Source organism: Pseudomonas sp. XP1 (assembly GCF_053557675.1).
In genome coordinates, this window is sequence record NZ_JBNRIJ010000002.1 from 81,311 (window position 1) to 97,716 (window position 16,406).

Consider the following 16,406-nt stretch of genomic DNA (forward strand, 5'->3'; position numbering starts at 1 on the left):
GGGAGTCGAACTCGGCAACGATCAGGCTACCGCTGAAACCCGCTTCGCCCGGGTCGTTGCTGTCGATCGCCGGGTGCGGGCCGGCCAGTACCACGCGGCCCTCCGCCTTCAGCTGCTGCAGGCGTTCGATGTGCGCCGGGCGGGCGGCCAGGCGTTTTTCCAGGGAGTTTGCGACGTCGCTGGCGATGATGGCGTAGAGCATGTCAATCCTTGGGTTTGGAGGTAGAAGGGTCGTCGTGCAGGTGGCGCGACAGGTACACGCCCTGCGCCACGAGGAACATCACGGTCATGCCCAGGCTGCCGAATACCTTGAAGTCGACCCAGAAGTCCTGGAAGGTGAAGGCAACGAACAGGTTGGCCGCGCCGCAGAACAGGAAGAAGCCGATCCAGGCCAGGTTCAGGCGGGTCCAGATGGCATCGGGCAGGCTCAGGGCGTGGCCCATGATGCGCTTGATCAGCACCCGATCGCCGATGAAGTGGCTGCCGGCGAAGCCCAGTGCGAACAGCCAGTTCACCACCGGCGCCTTCCATTTCAGGAAGGTTTCGCTGTGGAAGGTCAGGGTCAGGCCGCCGAACACCAGGCAGGCTATCAGAGTCAGCCACTGGCCCTTTTCCAGCTTGCGCTGGCGCAGGAACAGCGCGCCGTAGACTACCAGCGAGCTGATGATCAGCATGGCCGTTGCACTGTAGATGCCGCCGAATTCGAAGCTGTGGCCGGCGACTTCCATGGGACGCGGGTCGAGCTTGTAGACGATGAAGAACAGCAGCAGCGGGATGAAATCGATGAATTGTTTCACAATGGCAGCCAGAATCGGGATGTGACGGCATAATAACAAACATCGATTCCAGCGAAAGCGCTCCTCCATGAATGTTGATCTGCACTGTCACAGCACGGCCTCCGACGGCGCCCTGTCGCCCTCGACACTGGTCGCCCGGGCCCATGAGCACGGGGTGCAAACGCTGGCACTGACCGACCATGACACCATCGAAGGCCTGCCCGAGGCGCGCCAGGCCTGCCGCGACAGGGGCATGCACTGGGTCAGCGGGGTAGAGCTGTCGTGCACCTGGGGTGGCGCGACCATCCATGTGCTGGGCTATGACTTCCCGCTCGACGCGCCACCCCTGCTGGCGGCGATCGAAGCGCTGCACCATGGCCGCTGGCTGCGCGCCGAAGAAATCGACAAACGGCTGGCGGCCAAGGGCATGCCTGGTACCCTCGACGGCGCCCGCGCCGTGCAGCACGAACTGGGCGATAGCGGCAACGCCCCGGCGCGGCCGCATTTTGCGGAGTACCTGGTGCGTGCCGGGCACGTCAAGGACCGCGGCGAGGCGTTTCGCAAATGGCTGGGGGCCGGCAAGCTGGGGGACGTCAAACAGCACTGGCCGACCCTTGACGAAACCGTTGCCACCCTGCGGCAGTCCAACGCTTGGGTGAGCCTGGCGCATCCCATGCACTACGATCTGACCCGCAGCAAGCGCAGAAGGCTGATTGCCGACTATATTCAGGCAGGCGGGCAGGCGCTTGAAGTGGTCAACGGGATGATGCCTGCCGAGCAGGTGGGCACCATGTCCATCCTCACCCGTGAGTTCGGCCTGCTGGCAAGCGCCGGCAGTGACTTCCACGGCCCCGGCACCTGGGGCGAGATCGGTGCCTACCGGCCTTTGCCCGAGGACCTGCCACCTCTGTGGCGCCGATTCAGTCATGAACAGCCTTTGGCGGTATGAACAGGATGACTACGTGAGCCAATTTTTCCAGATTCATGCGGAGAATCCGCAGGCGCGCCTGATCAAACAGGCCGTCGAGATCATTCGCAAGGGCGGCGTGGTGGTGTATCCGACCGACTCGGCCTATGCCCTGGGGTGCCAGATCGGCAACAAGGCAGCGATCGAGCGGGTGCGGCGCCTGCGTGGCCTGGACAAGACCCACAACTTCACCCTTATGTGCTGCGACATGTCGCAGCTGGGGTTGTACGCCAAGGTCGACACCGGCACCTTCCGCCTGCTCAAGGCCCATGTGCCCGGGCCTTACACCTTCATCCTCAATGGCACCCGCGAGGTGCCGCGCCTGCTGCTGCACGAAAAGCGCCGCACCATCGGCTTGCGCGTGCCGGACCATGCCATCACCCTGGCCCTGCTGGCCGAACTGGGCGAGCCGCTGATGAGCGTGAGCCTGATCCTGCCGGGTGACGACGAGCCGATGACCGACCCTTACGAGATCCGCGAGCGCCTGGAGCATCATGTGGACCTGGTAATCGACGGCGGTTTCGGTGACCTCAAGGCATCGACCATCATCGACCTGTCCGGCGATGAGCCGGAGCTGGTCCGTGAAGGCTGCGGCGACCCCACGCCGTTCCTGGTCAACGCGTGAGTCAGGCGGAAGCACCCGAGGCGCCGGCCGAGCAGGCCGAGGTACCTCGACAGCTGCAGTTGGCCCTGGTCTATGGCGAGGCCCTGACCGAGCTGCCCCTGGACCTGTACATCCCGCCGGACGCCCTGGAAGTCATCCTCGAAGCCTTTGAAGGCCCGCTGGACCTGTTGCTGTACCTGATCCGCAAGCAGAACATCGACATCCTCGACATCCCGGTGGCGGAAATCACTCGCCAGTACATGGGCTACGTGGAACTGATGAAGAGCGTGCGCCTGGAACTGGCCGCTGAATACCTGGTGATGGCTGCCATGCTCGCCGAGATCAAGTCGCGCATGTTGCTGCCGCGCTCGGCCGACGTCGAAGAGGAGGAGGGTGACCCGCGCGCCGAACTGATCCGCCGGCTGCAGGAGTACGAGCGCTTCAAGGCCGCCGCCGAAGGTATCGATGAATTGCCACGGGTTGGCCGCGAGGTAGTGGTGCCGCGCCTGGAGGCACCGCAGGCCAAGGTGCGCAAGCTTTTGCCCCAGGTCAGCCTGGAAGAGCTGCTGGTGTCGATGGCCGAGGTGATGCGCCGCAACGACCTGTTCGAAAGCCATCAGATCACCCGCGAGACGTTGTCCACCCGCGAGCGCATGAGCCAGGTGCTGGAACGCCTGAAGGGCGGCGGTTTCGTGCCGTTCGTCGACCTCTTTGCTGCCGAGGAGGGCAAGCTGGGCGTGGTGGTGACCTTCATGGCGATTCTCGAGTTGGTGAAGGAATCGCTGATCGAACTGGTGCAGAATGAACCCTTCGCCGCCATCCACGTGCGGCTACGCCCGGCGCTTGTTGAAGAACCTGATGAACCTGAATGAACCCCGCGACCTGGCGTCGCTGATCGAAGCCTTCCTGCTGGCCTCGGGCAAGCCACAATCCCTGGAGCGCCTGTACGAGCTGTTCGAGGAAGCCGAACGACCGGAACCCAAGGCCTTCAGGCACGCTCTGGAGCTGCTGGGCGAGTCGTGCAATGGCCGCGCCTTCGAACTCAAGGAGGTGGCCAGCGGTTACCGCCTGCAGATTCGCGAAGACTTTGCGCCGTGGGTCGGGCGCCTGTGGGAAGAACGCCCGCAGCGCTACTCGCGCGCGCTGCTGGAAACCTTGGCCTTGATCGCCTACCGCCAGCCCATTACCCGTGGCGAAATCGAGGATGTGCGTGGCGTGGCGGTGAACAGCAATATCATCAAGACCTTGATGGAGCGCGAGTGGATCCGTGTGGTCGGCTACCGCGAAGTGCCCGGGCGGCCGGCGATGTTCGCCACTACCAAGGCGTTTCTCGACCATTTCAACCTCAAGAGCCTGGATGAGCTGCCAGCCTTGGCCGAGCTGCGGGAGATGGAGCCCGAGCCGCTGCTCGACCCGGACGATGCGCCTGTGCCAGCGCACCTGCAGGCTTTGGCTGATGCCAGCCTTGCGGAAGAGGAGGAGGTTGCCGAGCCGAAGGAGGAGACCAGCTTCCGAAGCCTGCTGGTGGAGCTCGATGCGATGGAAGAAGGGCTGAAGACCGATTTTGATGATTTGCGCGAGGAAGAGACTGAGGCCTCGGTGGAGGAAGAGGGCAAGTTGCAGCCCTGATCTGCAGTTGCCTGTACCGGCCTCTTCGCGGGTGAACCCGCTCCCACAGGGATACCACAGCTTCTGAATGTGGTGCTGTACCTGTGGGAGCGGGTTTACCCGCGAAAGGGCCTGCATTGCCAATACACCACCATTAGGCAGAAACCCCTCGCAAAGCCCACAAAACCCTCTACCCTCCAGTGCGTTCCCCCGCCGAACCGCGTATGATGCGCGGCCTTTTGGCGTGTTCGTCGCCAGAACCCATATTTCATTCCTACACCGGGAGGTGCCCAGATGAGTGAGCAAGACCTGCAAGATACCGAAATCACCCCTCCATCCGGCGAAAAGCTGCAGAAAGTGCTGGCGCGCATTGGCGTTGGCTCGCGCCGTGACGTCGAGGCCTGGATCAGCCAGGGCCGCATCAAGGTCAACGGCGTCGAGGCCACCCTCGGCCAGCGCGTCGACCTGCACGACGCCATTGCCGTGGATGGCAAGCTGATCAAGCGCGAAGAGGCCGCCGAGGCCACCCGCCGGGTGATCATGTACAACAAGCCCGATGGCGAAATCTGCACCCGTGACGACCCGGAAGGTCGCCCGACCGTGTTCGACCGCCTGCCACGGCCGAAAGAAGGCCGCTGGATCAACATCGGCCGCCTTGACATCAACACCACCGGCCTGCTGCTGTTCACCACCGACGGTGAACTGGCCAACCGCCTGATGCACCCGTCCTACGAGATGGACCGTGAGTACGCGGTACGTGTGCGTGGTGAGGTCGATGACGAGATGATCGAGCGCCTGAAGGCCGGCGTTATGCTGGAAGACGGCCCGGCCAAGTTCACCGACATCCAGAAGGCACCCGGTGGCGAAGGCTTCAACCACTGGTACCACTGCGTGGTGATGGAAGGCCGCAACCGTGAAGTGCGTCGCCTGTGGGAGTCCCAGGGCATGGTGGTCAGCCGCCTGAAGCGCGTGCGTTTCGGCCCGGTGTTCCTCAACTCCGACCTGCCGATGGGCCGCTGGCGTGAAATGACCCAGGGCGAAATCGACATCCTTGCTGCTGAAGTGGGCCTGCAGCCGGTGGCGCTGCCAGCCATGAAGCTCAAGGCCAAGGACAAGATGGAGCGCCTGCAGCGCAAGTCGACCCGCCCGCTGGGCCGTGGCGAGCGCGTGCGCAACCTGCGCCCGGCTCACGAAGGTGCTGCTGCCGGCGAACGCCCGGCGCGCCAGCCGCGTGAAGAGGCCCCGCGCAAGACCGGCCGTGGCAGCACCGTGGCCGAGCGCCCGAGCGAGATGCGCAAGCGTCCGGCCAAGCCTGACGGTGACAAGCCGGCAGGGCGTGGCCGCGGCAAACCGCGTGGCTGATTGGCCTTTGCGTTGAAACAGAACCAGCCTTCGGGCTGGTTTTTTTATGCCTGTGAGAATTTGGGGCTGCGCAGCAGCCCCAAGATATTGAACAAAAAGAATTTTCGGACGACTGGCAAGTTCCCGAACCACTCCGTAAAGAAAACTGTACGAATGTGGGCGGTTTCAGCCCGGATTTCAGATTAGGTCGAATCGTGTAAACAAACCTTGCCGCCGACACCTCGTCAAAACAGCCAGCCACGCCCCACCCACCCTTGCCCAAAGCCCCGCCCCACGGTGTTATAGCCGCCATTGCCGTGTGCAAAAGCCGGTCCACAGAGCCAGGCTGATAAAACAACAAATGGAGGCGCCATGTACGCCGATCACTCCGCCTTTCAAGGCCCACACCACAGGATCGCTGCGTTTTTTCCCGAGGAAACGATGCAACGCGTTGACGCCTGCGCGTTTGCAGGGGTATACAGTGCGCCGCGTTTTACCTGTGACTCCTTTGCGTACCGCGCACTCTTGATCACGCCTGGTTGACCCGCCCCGGCGGCACCTGAGATCAGGAAACCCAAGGTAACCACCTTGCCCATTCCGCTGCGCCACGAGCGCGGTGGGTCCGATTCCGTCACAGATAAAAACAATGCAGGTGACTTCGTTCATGAGTGGACAAAACATGCATTCAGGCGAGCTCAAGCGGGGCCTGAAGAACCGCCATATCCAGTTGATCGCCCTCGGCGGTGCGATTGGTACCGGCCTGTTCCTCGGCTCGGCAGGCGTGATGAAATCCGCTGGCCCGTCGATGATCCTTGGTTACGCCATCTGCGGCTTCATCGCCTTCATGATCATGCGCCAACTCGGCGAAATGATCGTCGAAGAGCCAGTGGCCGGCTCGTTCAGCCATTTCGCCCACACCTACTGGGGTGGTTTCGCCGGCTTCCTGTCGGGCTGGAACTGCTGGGTGCTGTACATCCTGGTGGGCATGTCGGAGCTTTCGGCGGTCGGCAAGTATGTCCACTACTGGTGGCCGGAGATCCCCACCTGGGTCACGGCGGCAGCGTTCTTCGTGCTGATCAACGCCATCAACCTGATGAACGTGAAGTTCTTCGGTGAGGCCGAATTCTGGTTTGCCATCATCAAGGTGGTGGCCATCGTCAGCATGATCGGCCTGGGTGCCTACCTGCTGACCAGCGGCAGCGGCGGCCCTGAAGCCACCGTGGCCAACCTGTGGTCTCACGGCGGCTTCTTCCCGAACGGTGTCAGCGGGCTGGTAATGGCCCTGGCCTTCATCATGTTCTCCTTCGGTGGCCTGGAAATGCTCGGTTTCACCGCCGCCGAGGCCGACAAGCCGAAGACCGTGATCCCCAAGGCGATCAACCAGGTCATCTACCGTATCCTGATCTTCTATGTCGGTGCCCTGGTGGTGCTGCTGTCGCTGACCCCATGGGACAACCTGGTCGCCAGCATCGATGCGTCTGGCGGCAGCTATGGCAGCAGCCCGTTCGTGCAGGTGTTCTCGCTGCTGGGCAGTGACGTGGCTGCGCACCTGCTGAACTTCGTGGTCCTGACTGCAGCGCTTTCGGTGTACAACAGCGGCACCTACTGCAACGCCCGCATGCTGCTGGGCATGGCCGAGCAGGGCGATGCCCCGGCGTCGCTGGCCAAGGTCGACAGCCGTGGTGTGCCGGTGCGCTCGATCCTGGTGTCGGCAGGCGTGACGCTGATCGCGGTGCTGCTCAACTACCTGATGCCGCAAAACGCGCTGGAGCTGCTGATGTCGCTGGTGGTGGCCACCCTGGTGATCAACTGGGCGATGATCAGCTACTCGCACCTGAAGTTCCGCCAGCACCTGGACCGCACTGGCCAGAAGCCGCTGTTCAAGGCGCTGTGGTACCCCTACGGCAACTACATCTGCCTGGCGTTCGTGGTGCTGATCCTGGGCATCATGCTGATGATCCCGGGTATCCAGGTTTCCGTGTATGCGATACCGGTGTGGCTGTTCGCCATGTTCGTGGTCTACATGGTCAAGCCGCGTCGCAGGGCGCAGGCCCTTGGGGCTGCTGGTAGCGTCGCCAAGTAAGGCGCTGCAGGTAGCGTACAAATAACCCGAAGTCAGGAACTGGCTTCGGGTTTTTTATTGCCTGTACCGGCCCCTTCGCGGGGAGCGGGTTTACCCGCGAAGGGGCCGGTACAGGCAAAAATCAGATCTGCTCCAGCAACCAACTGCGAAACGCCCGCAGCGACGGCAACGCCTCATTGCGCGGTGGGTAGATCAGGTAATAACTGCGCTGGCTGGCAAATGCCACCCCGGGGCTGTGCAGCTCACCCTTGGCCAGTTCTTCCTCCACCAGTATGCGCGGCACCAGGCCGATGCCGATCCCGGCCCGTACCGCCTGGATCAGGTGCGAGGTCAACTCGAAGCTCGGCCCCAGGCGCATCGCCCGGTGCGCCAGGCCATGGTGCGAGAACCACTCGCCCCAGGCATGCGGATTGTTGGCCACATTCAGCAGCACCTCTTCACTGATGCGTGCAGGGCTCCAGCCCTGGCTGTCCGCGCCAGCCTCCGGCGGCAATATCACCACCAGTTCCTCGGCATGCAGGCGATGGCAGATCAACCCCGGCAAGTCGTGGCTGGCCACGCCGATGGCGGCATCGATCTCGCTGGTGTCGAAGTTGATGGCTTCGATGCGTGAATGTATGTGCACCAGCATGCCCGGGTGAGCGCTGTAGAAGGCGTGCAGCCGTGGCAGCAGCCATTTCGAGCCGAAGGTGGGCAGTGTGGCCAGGCGCAGGGTGCCCACCCCCGACTGGTAGGCCAATGCCTGCAAGGTGGCACTGCGGATGCGCCCCAGTGCCTCGCTGAGCTCGCGCTGGTACAGGCGGCCGACATCGGTCAGCTGCACCTGGCGCCCCTCGCGGCGGAACAGGGTCAGACCCAGTTGCTGCTCCAGCGCCTGCACCTGGCGGCTGACCGCGCTCTGGGTCAGCGACAGCTCGGCGGCGGCGCGGGTGTAGCTTTCATGCCGGGCGGCAGCCTCGAAAGCCAGTAGCAGCGACATGGATGGGGTCAGATGGCGGTAATTCATTCATGAAAGTCATTGATAGCGGCAGGATTATCCGTTTGCCCCTGAAGCAAAACTACAGGAACATTGGCCTGCACGTCACCTCCGCATGCCAACACTCATGCCGGAACGACAGGAATCCCGTGAATTAGCCAATATCAAGAGGCCATCCTTCGATGATCGCCCAGCTGCCGACCGTTGCCCCGAGCGCCAACTACCCCGAATTCCTCGAAGCCCTGCGCAACAGCGGCTTCCGTGGCCAGATCAGTGCCGACTACGGTACCCGCACGGTGCTGGCCACCGACAACTCGATCTACCAGCGCTTGCCACAGGCGGCGGTGTTCCCGCTGGACGCCGACGATGTGGCGCGGGTCGCCACGCTGATGGCCGAGGAGCGCTTCCAGCAGGTCAAGCTGACCCCGCGCGGCGGTGGTACCGGCACCAACGGGCAGTCGCTGACCGACGGCATCGTCGTCGACCTGTCGCGGCACATGAACAAGATTCTCGAAATCAACGTCGAGGAACGCTGGGTGCGGGTGCAGGCCGGTACCGTCAAGGACCAGCTCAACGCCGCGCTCAAGCCGCACGGGCTGTTCTTCGCCCCCGAGCTGTCCACCTCCAACCGTGCCACTGTCGGCGGCATGATCAACACCGATGCCAGTGGCCAGGGGAGCTGTACCTATGGCAAGACCCGCGATCACGTACTGGAGCTGCACAGTGTGCTGCTCGGTGGCGAGCGCCTGCACAGCCTGCCGATCGACGATGCCGCGCTGGAACAGGCCTGTGCCGCGCCCGGCCGGGTCGGCGAGGTGTACCGCATGGCCCGGGAGATTCAGGAAACACAGGCCGACCTCATCGAAACCACCTTCCCCAAGCTCAACCGTTGCCTGACCGGCTACGACCTGGCGCACCTGCGCGACGAGCAGGGCCGCTTCAACCTCAACAGCGTGCTGTGCGGTGCCGAGGGCTCGCTGGGTTATGTGGTCGAAGCCAAGCTCAATGTGCTGCCGATTCCCAAGTACGCCGTGCTGGTCAACGTGCGTTACACCAGCTTCATGGATGCCCTGCGTGATGCCAACGCGCTGATGGCGCACAAGCCGCTGTCGATCGAGACCGTCGACTCCAAGGTGCTGATGCTGGCGATGAAGGACATCGTCTGGCACAGCGTCGCTGAATACTTCCCGGCCGACCCCGAGCGCCCGACCCTGGGCATCAACCTGGTGGAGTTCTGTGGCGACGAGCCGGCCGAGGTCAATGCCAAGGTGCAAGCGTTCATCCAGCACCTGCAGAACGACACCAGCGTCGAGCGCCTGGGCCACACCCTGGCCGAGGGCGCCGAGGCGGTGACCCGCGTCTACACCATGCGTAAACGTTCGGTGGGCCTGCTGGGCAACGTCGAGGGCGAAGTGCGCCCGCAACCGTTCGTGGAAGACACCGCGGTGCCGCCGGAGCAACTGGCCGACTACATCGCCGACTTCCGTGCACTGCTCGATGGCTACGGCCTGGCCTACGGCATGTTCGGCCACGTCGATGCCGGTGTGCTGCACGTGCGCCCGGCACTGGACATGAAGGACCCGGCCCAGGCCGCACTGGTCAAGCCGATTTCCGACGCAGTGGCGGCGCTGACCAAAAGCTATGGTGGCTTGCTGTGGGGCGAGCACGGCAAGGGCCTGCGTTCGGAATATGTGCCGGAGTACTTCGGCGAGCTGTACCCGGCGCTGCAGCGCCTGAAGGGTGCTTTTGACCCGCACAACCAGCTCAACCCGGGCAAGATCTGCACCCCGCCAGGCAGCGCCGAGGGCCTGACCAAGGTCGATGGTGTGACGCTGCGCGGTGACCTCGACCGTACTATCGACGAACGCGTGTGGCAGGACTTCCCTAGCGCCGTGCACTGCAACGGCAACGGCGCCTGCTACAACTACGACCCCAACGACGCCATGTGCCCGTCGTGGAAGGCCACCCGTGAACGCCAGCATTCGCCCAAGGGCCGTGCCTCGCTGATGCGCGAATGGCTGCGCCTGCAGGGCGAGGCCAACATCGACGTGCTGGCGGCGGCGCGCAACAAGGTGTCGTGGCTCAAGGGCCTGCCGGCACGTCTGCGCAACAACCGTGCGCGCAGCCAGGGCCAGGAAGACTTCTCTCATGAGGTGTACGACGCCATGGCCGGCTGCCTGGCGTGCAAGTCGTGCGCCGGGCAGTGCCCGATCAAGGTCAACGTGCCGGACTTCCGCTCGCGCTTCCTCGAGCTGTACCACGGCCGTTACCAGCGCCCGTTGCGTGACTACCTGATCGGTTCGCTGGAGTTCACCATCCCGTATCTGGCTCACGCGCCCAGGCTGTACAACGCGGTGATGGGCTCGAAGTGGGTGAGCAAGCTGCTGGCCGACAAGGTTGGCATGGTCGACAGCCCACTGATCAGCCGCTTCAACTTCCAGGCCACCCTGACTCGCTGCCGCGTCGGCGTGGCCAGCGTGCCGGCCCTGCGTGAACTGACCCCGGCCCAGCGCGAACGCAGCATCGTGCTGGTGCAAGATGCCTTTACCCGTTACTTCGAGACGCCGCTGCTGTCGGCCTTCATCGACCTGGCGCACCGCCTGGGCCACCGGGTGTTCCTGGCACCGTACAGTGCCAACGGCAAGCCACTGCACGTTCAGGGCTTCCTCGGTGCGTTCGCCAAGGCGGCGATCCGCAATGCCACCCAGCTCAAGGCCCTGGCCGAGTGCGGCGTGCCGCTGGTGGGCCTGGACCCGGCGATGACCCTGGTGTATCGCCAGGAGTACCAGAAAGTGCCGGGCCTGGATGGCTGCCCGCAGGTGCTGTTGCCGCAGGAGTGGTTGATGGATGTGCTGCCGGAGCAGGCACCGACCGCGCCGGGCAATTTCCGCCTGATGGCGCACTGCACCGAAAAGACCAACGTACCGGCCAGCACCAGGCAGTGGGAGCAGGTGTTCGCCCGCCTTGGCCTGAAGCTGGTGACCGAGGCGACTGGCTGCTGCGGCATGTCCGGTACCTACGGGCACGAGGCCCGCAACCAGGACACCTCGCGGACCATCTTCGAGCAGTCGTGGGCGACCAAGCTGGACAAGGAAGGCGAGCCGTTGGCGACAGGTTACTCGTGCCGCAGCCAGGTCAAGCGCATGACCGAGAGGCAGATGCGTCACCCGCTGGAAGTGGTGCTGCAGTACGCCAAGCGCTGACTATCAGGGCCTCGGGGCTGCCTTGCAGCCCCCTGGTTTACGCCGTCCCTGTAGGAGCAGCCTTGCGCTGCGAAGAGGCCGGTAGAGCCAATAGGTTTTCTTCGGCAGTAATGGCCTCTTCGCAGCACAAGGCTGCTCCTACAAGTCCCGTGCATGCCTTGAAGATGATGCCTGCCGATACAGATACAGGCTCAACACCAGCCCGCAAGCCGCCGCCGCTGCCGCAAACAGAAACATCGAAGCAAACCCGAACCCCGCCGCCACCGCGCCAACCAGCGGCCCGGTCACCCCCAACGACAAATCGATGAATAGCGAATAAGCCCCCACCGCCGCCCCGCGGTTGGCCGCCGACACTTGGTTCACCGCCTCCACCCCCAGTGCCGGGAACACCAGCGAGAAGCCGAACCCGCTCAGCGCGGCCCCTGCCAACGCCAGTTCGGCGCTGGGCGCCAGCCACAGCATCAGCAGCCCAAGCGTTTCCACCGACAGGCAGGCAATCGCCACCCGGAACCCGCCAAGCCGGTTGATCAGGTTGCCGAACAGCAGCCGAGCGCTGATGAAGCTGGCGCCGAACAGGCTCAGGGTCAGTGCCGCATTGGCCCAGCCGCGGCTGGCGTAATACAAGGTGATGAAGGTGGCGATGGTGCCAAAGCCGATCGAGCCCAGGGCAAGCCCCGAGCCGTGCGGGAACACCTTGCCCAGCACCCGCAGGAACGGCAGGCGCACGCCACTGACGATCGGCGCGGCCTGTTTGGGCCAGGCCAGCAGCAACCCGAGCGCACATAGCAGGATGATGCTCGCGCCCATGCTCCACAGCCCCAGGTTCCTGACCATCAGCACACCCAGCGGAGCGCCGATGGCCAGCGCGCCATAGCTGGCGATGCCGTTCCAGGAAATGACCTTGGCCGTGTTTTCGGCACCTACACGGCCAATGCCCCAGCCAATGGCGCCAGAGCCCACCAGGCTTTCGGCGCTGCCGAGCACCAGGCGGCCGACCAGCAGGCAGGCCAGGCTCAGCCAGGGCAGGTGGGTGAGGAAGGCGCAGGCCAGCATGAACACCCCGCTGAGCCCGCAGCCGGCCAGGCCATACATGACCGCCTTCTTGCTACCGTGATTGTCGATGATGCGGCTGGCGGTGGGGCGGCTGAGCAGGGTGGCCAGGTACTGCACGCTGATCACCAGCCCCGCGACCACGGCACTGAAGCCCAGATCGTTGTGCACATGGCCGGGCAATACGGCCAGCGGGATGCCGATGTTCAGGTAGCCGATGAAGGTGAAGAGGACGATGGAGACGACTTGCAGGGTGACCGCAAGGAAGTGCGGTGAGTGGGGCATGAGGGCCTACGTGGGTTCTGGACGGTGTGAAAACGTGATGACGGGGGTAGCCCGCAGGTCAGCCGTTTTCACACAGTCGGGGGATGCGCGGTTATTCCTGGTCAGCGCTGGATTGATCGTCACCATCCTGCTCGACGGCAGCTGCCGGTTCGGCGTGAACGGTCACGGTTGGCTCTTCTGGGTTCAGGCTTGGGAAGGGAAGATTCGGGATTTCATGCATCTCGTCGTTCCTCGCAAGTGTGAGTGAAAAGTCTGCGCCAGGCGCGTTTGAAGCTTTGCAAAGCTGGGGCAGGATACACAAGTCTGGATGACAGTTTGGATTTTTTAGCGGTCGCTTGTCGGTTTTGCGGGCGAACAGCGGACATGTTTTCCATAAAAAATGGGGCCATCGGGCCCCATTCTTTCAGTGCTTACTTGCGGCCTTCAGCCGTCTCCGCCACCTTGTCGGTGCGTGCGCACATGATGAAGTCATTGCGGTGCAGGCCTTTGATCGAGTGGCTCCACCAGGTCACGGTGACCTTGCCCCACTCGGTCAGCAGGCCCGGATGGTGGCCTTCGGCTTCGGCGATCTCGCCCACGGCATTGGTGAACGCCAGGGCGTGCTTGAAGTTCTTGAACAGGAACACGCGCTCCAGCTCCATGTGGCCGTCACGTACTTCGATGTTCCAGTCCGGGATTTCGCGAATCAGCTCGGCCAGCTCGTCGTCGGTGACCTTCGGTGCGTCGGCGCGGCAGGCTTCGCAATGGGCTTGGTTCAAGGCATTCATGTGGTGTTTTCCGGTTCGAGTTGTTATCGGCAAGGTCGCTCAGGCAGCGACCTTGGGTGGAAACTTCGGTGCGTGCAGGCCCAGCTGCATGGCTTTGTGAACCATGCCCATGATGTCTTCGTGGGCCAGGTCGAACAGGTGCTTCATGTTCGGCAGTACGAAATACAACGGCTGCAGTATGTCGATACGGTACGGTGTGCGCATGGCTTCGATCGGGTCGAAGGCCTGGTGCTCGGGTTCGCCAGACAGACTGTAGACGGTCTCCTTTGGTGACGAGAGGATGCCGCCGCCATAGATCTTGCGGCCCTGCGCGGTTTCCATCAGGCCGAACTCGATGGTCATCCAGTACAGGCGCGCCAGGTACACGCGTTGTTCCTTGGTCGCGGCCAGGCCGAGCTTGCCGTAGGTATGGGTGAATTCGGCGAACCAGGGGTTGGTCAGCAGCGGGCAGTGGCCGAAGATCTCGTGGAAGATATCGGGCTCTTGCAGGTAGTCGAGCTCTTCCGGGGTACGGATGAAGGTGGCCACCGGGAAGCGCTTGCTCGCCAGCAGTTCGAAGAAGGTCTGGAAGGGGATCAGCGCCGGGACTCGGGCAACCTGCCAACCGGTGGTGGCGCCCAGCACCTTGTTGATCTCGCCCAGTTGCGGAATACGGTCATGAGGCAGCTTGAGCTGGTCGATGCCGTCCAGGTATTCCTGGCACGCGCGGCCTTCGATCACTTTCAGCTGACGGGTGATCAGGGTGTTCCATACCGCATGCTCTTGCTGCGGGTAATCGATAAAACCATGCGCATCGGGCTCGCGTGCCACGTATTGCGTCTGTTTCATGTGGCTCTCCTGGTGAGGGCTTTTCTTGTTATGTGCAGGACATGCCTTAGGAATATCCCTTCACCGGCCGCTTTGCACGAGGTGGACCAGTGGGTTGGGCTGGCTTTGGGCAATGTTTTCGTAACGATAATTTTACAAAAAGGCGCAAGTGTCGGAAAATCCGAGGCATCTGGCCGAAGCTTCGGCTGGTTTTGTCAGCTTATCTTTACGACTTTTCCGCGCGGTGTTGAAAAACATTGGCGCTTCGAGAGCCCTCATGCGTATCAAAGTGCATTGCCAGAACCGTATTGGCATCCTGCGCGACATCCTCAACCTGCTGGTGGAGTACGGCATCAACGTGCTGCGCGGCGAGGTGGGTGGAGACCATGGCAACGCCATCTACCTGCATTGTCCGAACCTGATCAATTTGCAGTTCCAGGCGCTGCGGCCGAAGTTCGAGGCGATTGCCGGAGTATTCGGTGTCAAGCGCGTGGGGCTGATGCCCAGCGAGCGCCGGCACATGGAGCTGAATGCGCTGCTGGGGGCGCTGGACTTCCCGGTGCTGTCGATCGACATGGGCGGCAGCATCGTTGCCGCCAACCGTGCTGCTGCGCAGCTGCTGGGGGTGCGTGTGGACGAAGTGCCGGGCATGCCGCTGGCGCGCTATGTGGAGGACTTCGACCTGCCAGAGCTGGTGCGCGCCAACAAGTCGCGCATCAATGGCTTGCGTATCAAGGTCAAGGGCGATGTGTTCCTGGCCGATATCGCGCCGCTGCAGTCCGAGCACGACGACAGCGAGGCGCTGGCTGGCGCGGTGTTGACCCTGCACCGCGCCGACCGTATCGGTGAGCGCATCTATAACGTACGCAAGCAGGAGCTGCGCGGTTTCGACAGTATCTTCCAGAGTTCGCGGGTGATGGCTGCGGTGGTACGCGAGGCGCGGCGCATGGCGCCGCTGGATGCGCCATTGCTGATCGAGGGCGAGACCGGCACCGGCAAGGAGTTGCTGGCGCGTGCCTGCCATTTGGCCAGCCCGCGCGGCCAGTCGCCGCTGATGGCGCTCAACTGCGCCGGGTTGCCCGAATCGATGGCCGAGACCGAGCTGTTCGGTTACGGCCCCGGGGCATTCGAAGGGGCGCGGGCCGAGGGCAAGCTGGGGCTGCTGGAGCTGACCGCCGGCGGCACGCTGTTCCTTGACGGGGTAGGGGAGATGAGCCCGCGTCTGCAGGTGAAGCTGCTGCGTTTTCTGCAGGATGGCTGCTTCCGTCGTGTCGGCAGCGATGAAGAGGTGTACCTGGATGTGCGGGTGATCTGCGCGACCCAGGTGGATTTGTCCGAATTGTGTGCCCGTGGCGAGTTTCGCCAGGACCTGTATCACCGGCTCAATGTGTTGTCACTGCACATTCCGCCATTGCGCGAATGCATGGATGGCCTGGAAGGGCTGGTGCAGCACTTTCTTGACCAGGCCAGCCGACAGATCGGCTGCGCCATGCCGCGCCTGGCGCCGGCGGCAATGGACAAACTCGGGCAGTATCATTGGCCGGGTAATGTAAGGCAGTTGGAAAACGTGTTGTTCCAGGCGGTATCGTTATGCGAAGGCGGCGTGGTCAAAAGTGAACATATACGTTTGCCGGATTACGGTGTGCGCCAACCGCTGGGTGAGTTTTCGCTGGACGGGGATCTTTCGCAGATTGTCGGGCGCTTTGAAAAAGCGGTGCTGGAAAGTTTGATGGGGGAATTCCCCAGTAGTCGGGCTTTAGGTAAAAGACTGGGTGTTTCGCATACGACTATTGCCAACAAGTTGAGGGATTATTCACTTGGCAAGTCTGCAGATTAATCCGCCTATATAAAAGGCGGGACTGCTGCGCAGTCCTTTCGCGACACAAGGCCGCTCCCACAGGTACTGCGCATGGCTTGAAGCCTGCACGGTCCCTGTGGG

Annotated in this window: 15 protein-coding genes; 8 read left to right on the top strand and 7 right to left on the bottom strand. The window is 63.1% G+C overall.

The window, feature by feature from the left end; all coding sequences use genetic code 11:
- The coding region (locus ACK1U9_RS02675) for a YciI family protein (protein ID WP_449109692.1) at positions 1-202 on the bottom strand (202 nt) is incomplete at its 3' end.
- Position 203: 1 nt separating this feature from the next.
- A complete protein-coding gene (locus ACK1U9_RS02680) occupies positions 204-797 on the bottom strand; it encodes a septation protein A (RefSeq protein WP_046614643.1) in 594 nt (197 codons plus the stop codon).
- A gap of 67 nt (positions 798-864) precedes the next feature.
- Between ACK1U9_RS02680 and ACK1U9_RS02685 the strand changes: the two genes are divergently transcribed.
- From ACK1U9_RS02685 to ACK1U9_RS02710, 6 genes are all read left to right on the top strand, one after another.
- Entirely contained in the window at positions 865-1,725 is an 861-nt protein-coding gene (locus ACK1U9_RS02685) for a PHP domain-containing protein (RefSeq protein ID WP_046614642.1), read from the top strand.
- Positions 1,726-1,738: 13 nt separating this feature from the next.
- A complete protein-coding gene (locus ACK1U9_RS02690) occupies positions 1,739-2,368 on the top strand; it encodes an L-threonylcarbamoyladenylate synthase (RefSeq protein WP_046614702.1) in 630 nt (209 codons plus the stop codon).
- A 125-nt stretch (positions 2,369-2,493) separates the two neighbouring features.
- Positions 2,494-3,219, top strand: coding sequence for a segregation and condensation protein A (locus ACK1U9_RS02695; RefSeq protein WP_178081826.1), 726 nt, complete (start codon positions 2,494-2,496; stop codon positions 3,217-3,219).
- Positions 3,206-3,976 (top strand): SMC-Scp complex subunit ScpB, encoded by a 771-nt coding sequence (gene scpB, locus ACK1U9_RS02700; RefSeq protein WP_085602238.1) that lies wholly within the window; start codon positions 3,206-3,208, stop codon positions 3,974-3,976. Before ACK1U9_RS02695 ends, scpB begins: the two co-directional genes overlap by 14 nt.
- Before the next feature lie 273 nt (positions 3,977-4,249).
- Positions 4,250-5,317, top strand: a complete 1,068-nt coding sequence (gene rluB, locus ACK1U9_RS02705; RefSeq protein ID WP_108481259.1) for a 23S rRNA pseudouridine(2605) synthase RluB — start codon at positions 4,250-4,252, stop codon at positions 5,315-5,317.
- A gap of 643 nt (positions 5,318-5,960) precedes the next feature.
- The gene (locus ACK1U9_RS02710; RefSeq protein WP_178081825.1) at positions 5,961-7,379 is read left to right on the top strand and encodes an amino acid permease; all 1,419 of its coding nucleotides are present in this window, start codon (positions 5,961-5,963) and stop codon (positions 7,377-7,379) included.
- A gap of 121 nt (positions 7,380-7,500) precedes the next feature.
- Here the strand turns inward: ACK1U9_RS02710 and ACK1U9_RS02715 are convergent, their stop codons facing one another.
- Complete coding sequence (locus ACK1U9_RS02715) at positions 7,501-8,385, bottom strand: LysR substrate-binding domain-containing protein (RefSeq protein ID WP_046614637.1); 885 nt, start codon at positions 8,383-8,385, stop codon at positions 7,501-7,503.
- Between the two features lie 152 nt (positions 8,386-8,537).
- Here ACK1U9_RS02715 and ydiJ point away from each other — a divergent pair, with 152 nt between their 5' ends.
- Positions 8,538-11,558 carry a D-2-hydroxyglutarate dehydrogenase YdiJ gene (gene ydiJ, locus ACK1U9_RS02720; RefSeq protein WP_108481258.1) on the top strand — a complete coding sequence of 1,007 codons (3,021 nt, stop codon included), beginning with the start codon at positions 8,538-8,540 and terminating at the stop codon, positions 11,556-11,558.
- Positions 11,559-11,696: 138 nt separating this feature from the next.
- On the opposite strand, the gene ACK1U9_RS02725 is transcribed toward ydiJ, so the two are convergent.
- The 4 genes from ACK1U9_RS02725 to phhA all read right to left on the bottom strand — a co-directional run bounded on the left by ACK1U9_RS02725 (position 11,697) and on the right by phhA (position 14,488).
- A complete protein-coding gene (locus ACK1U9_RS02725; protein ID WP_108481257.1) occupies positions 11,697-12,893 on the bottom strand; it encodes an MFS transporter in 1,197 nt (398 codons plus the stop codon).
- Positions 12,894-12,984: 91 nt separating this feature from the next.
- On the bottom strand, positions 12,985-13,113 hold the full coding sequence (locus tag ACK1U9_RS02730) for a hypothetical protein (protein ID WP_015271274.1): 129 nt from the start codon (positions 13,111-13,113) through the stop codon (positions 12,985-12,987).
- Positions 13,114-13,303: 190 nt separating this feature from the next.
- Positions 13,304-13,660: a 4a-hydroxytetrahydrobiopterin dehydratase gene (locus ACK1U9_RS02735; RefSeq protein WP_008096719.1), complete on the bottom strand. Its 357-nt coding sequence runs from the start codon at positions 13,658-13,660 to the stop codon at positions 13,304-13,306.
- A gap of 39 nt (positions 13,661-13,699) precedes the next feature.
- Positions 13,700-14,488 carry a phenylalanine 4-monooxygenase gene (gene phhA, locus ACK1U9_RS02740; RefSeq protein ID WP_108481256.1) on the bottom strand — a complete coding sequence of 263 codons (789 nt, stop codon included), beginning with the start codon at positions 14,486-14,488 and terminating at the stop codon, positions 13,700-13,702.
- A gap of 256 nt (positions 14,489-14,744) precedes the next feature.
- On the opposite strand from phhA, the gene ACK1U9_RS02745 reads away from it, so the two are divergent.
- Positions 14,745-16,304, top strand: coding sequence for a sigma-54-dependent phenylalanine hydroxylase transcriptional regulator PhhR (locus ACK1U9_RS02745; protein WP_025340129.1), 1,560 nt, complete (start codon positions 14,745-14,747; stop codon positions 16,302-16,304).
- Positions 16,305-16,406: the final 102 nt, after the last annotated feature.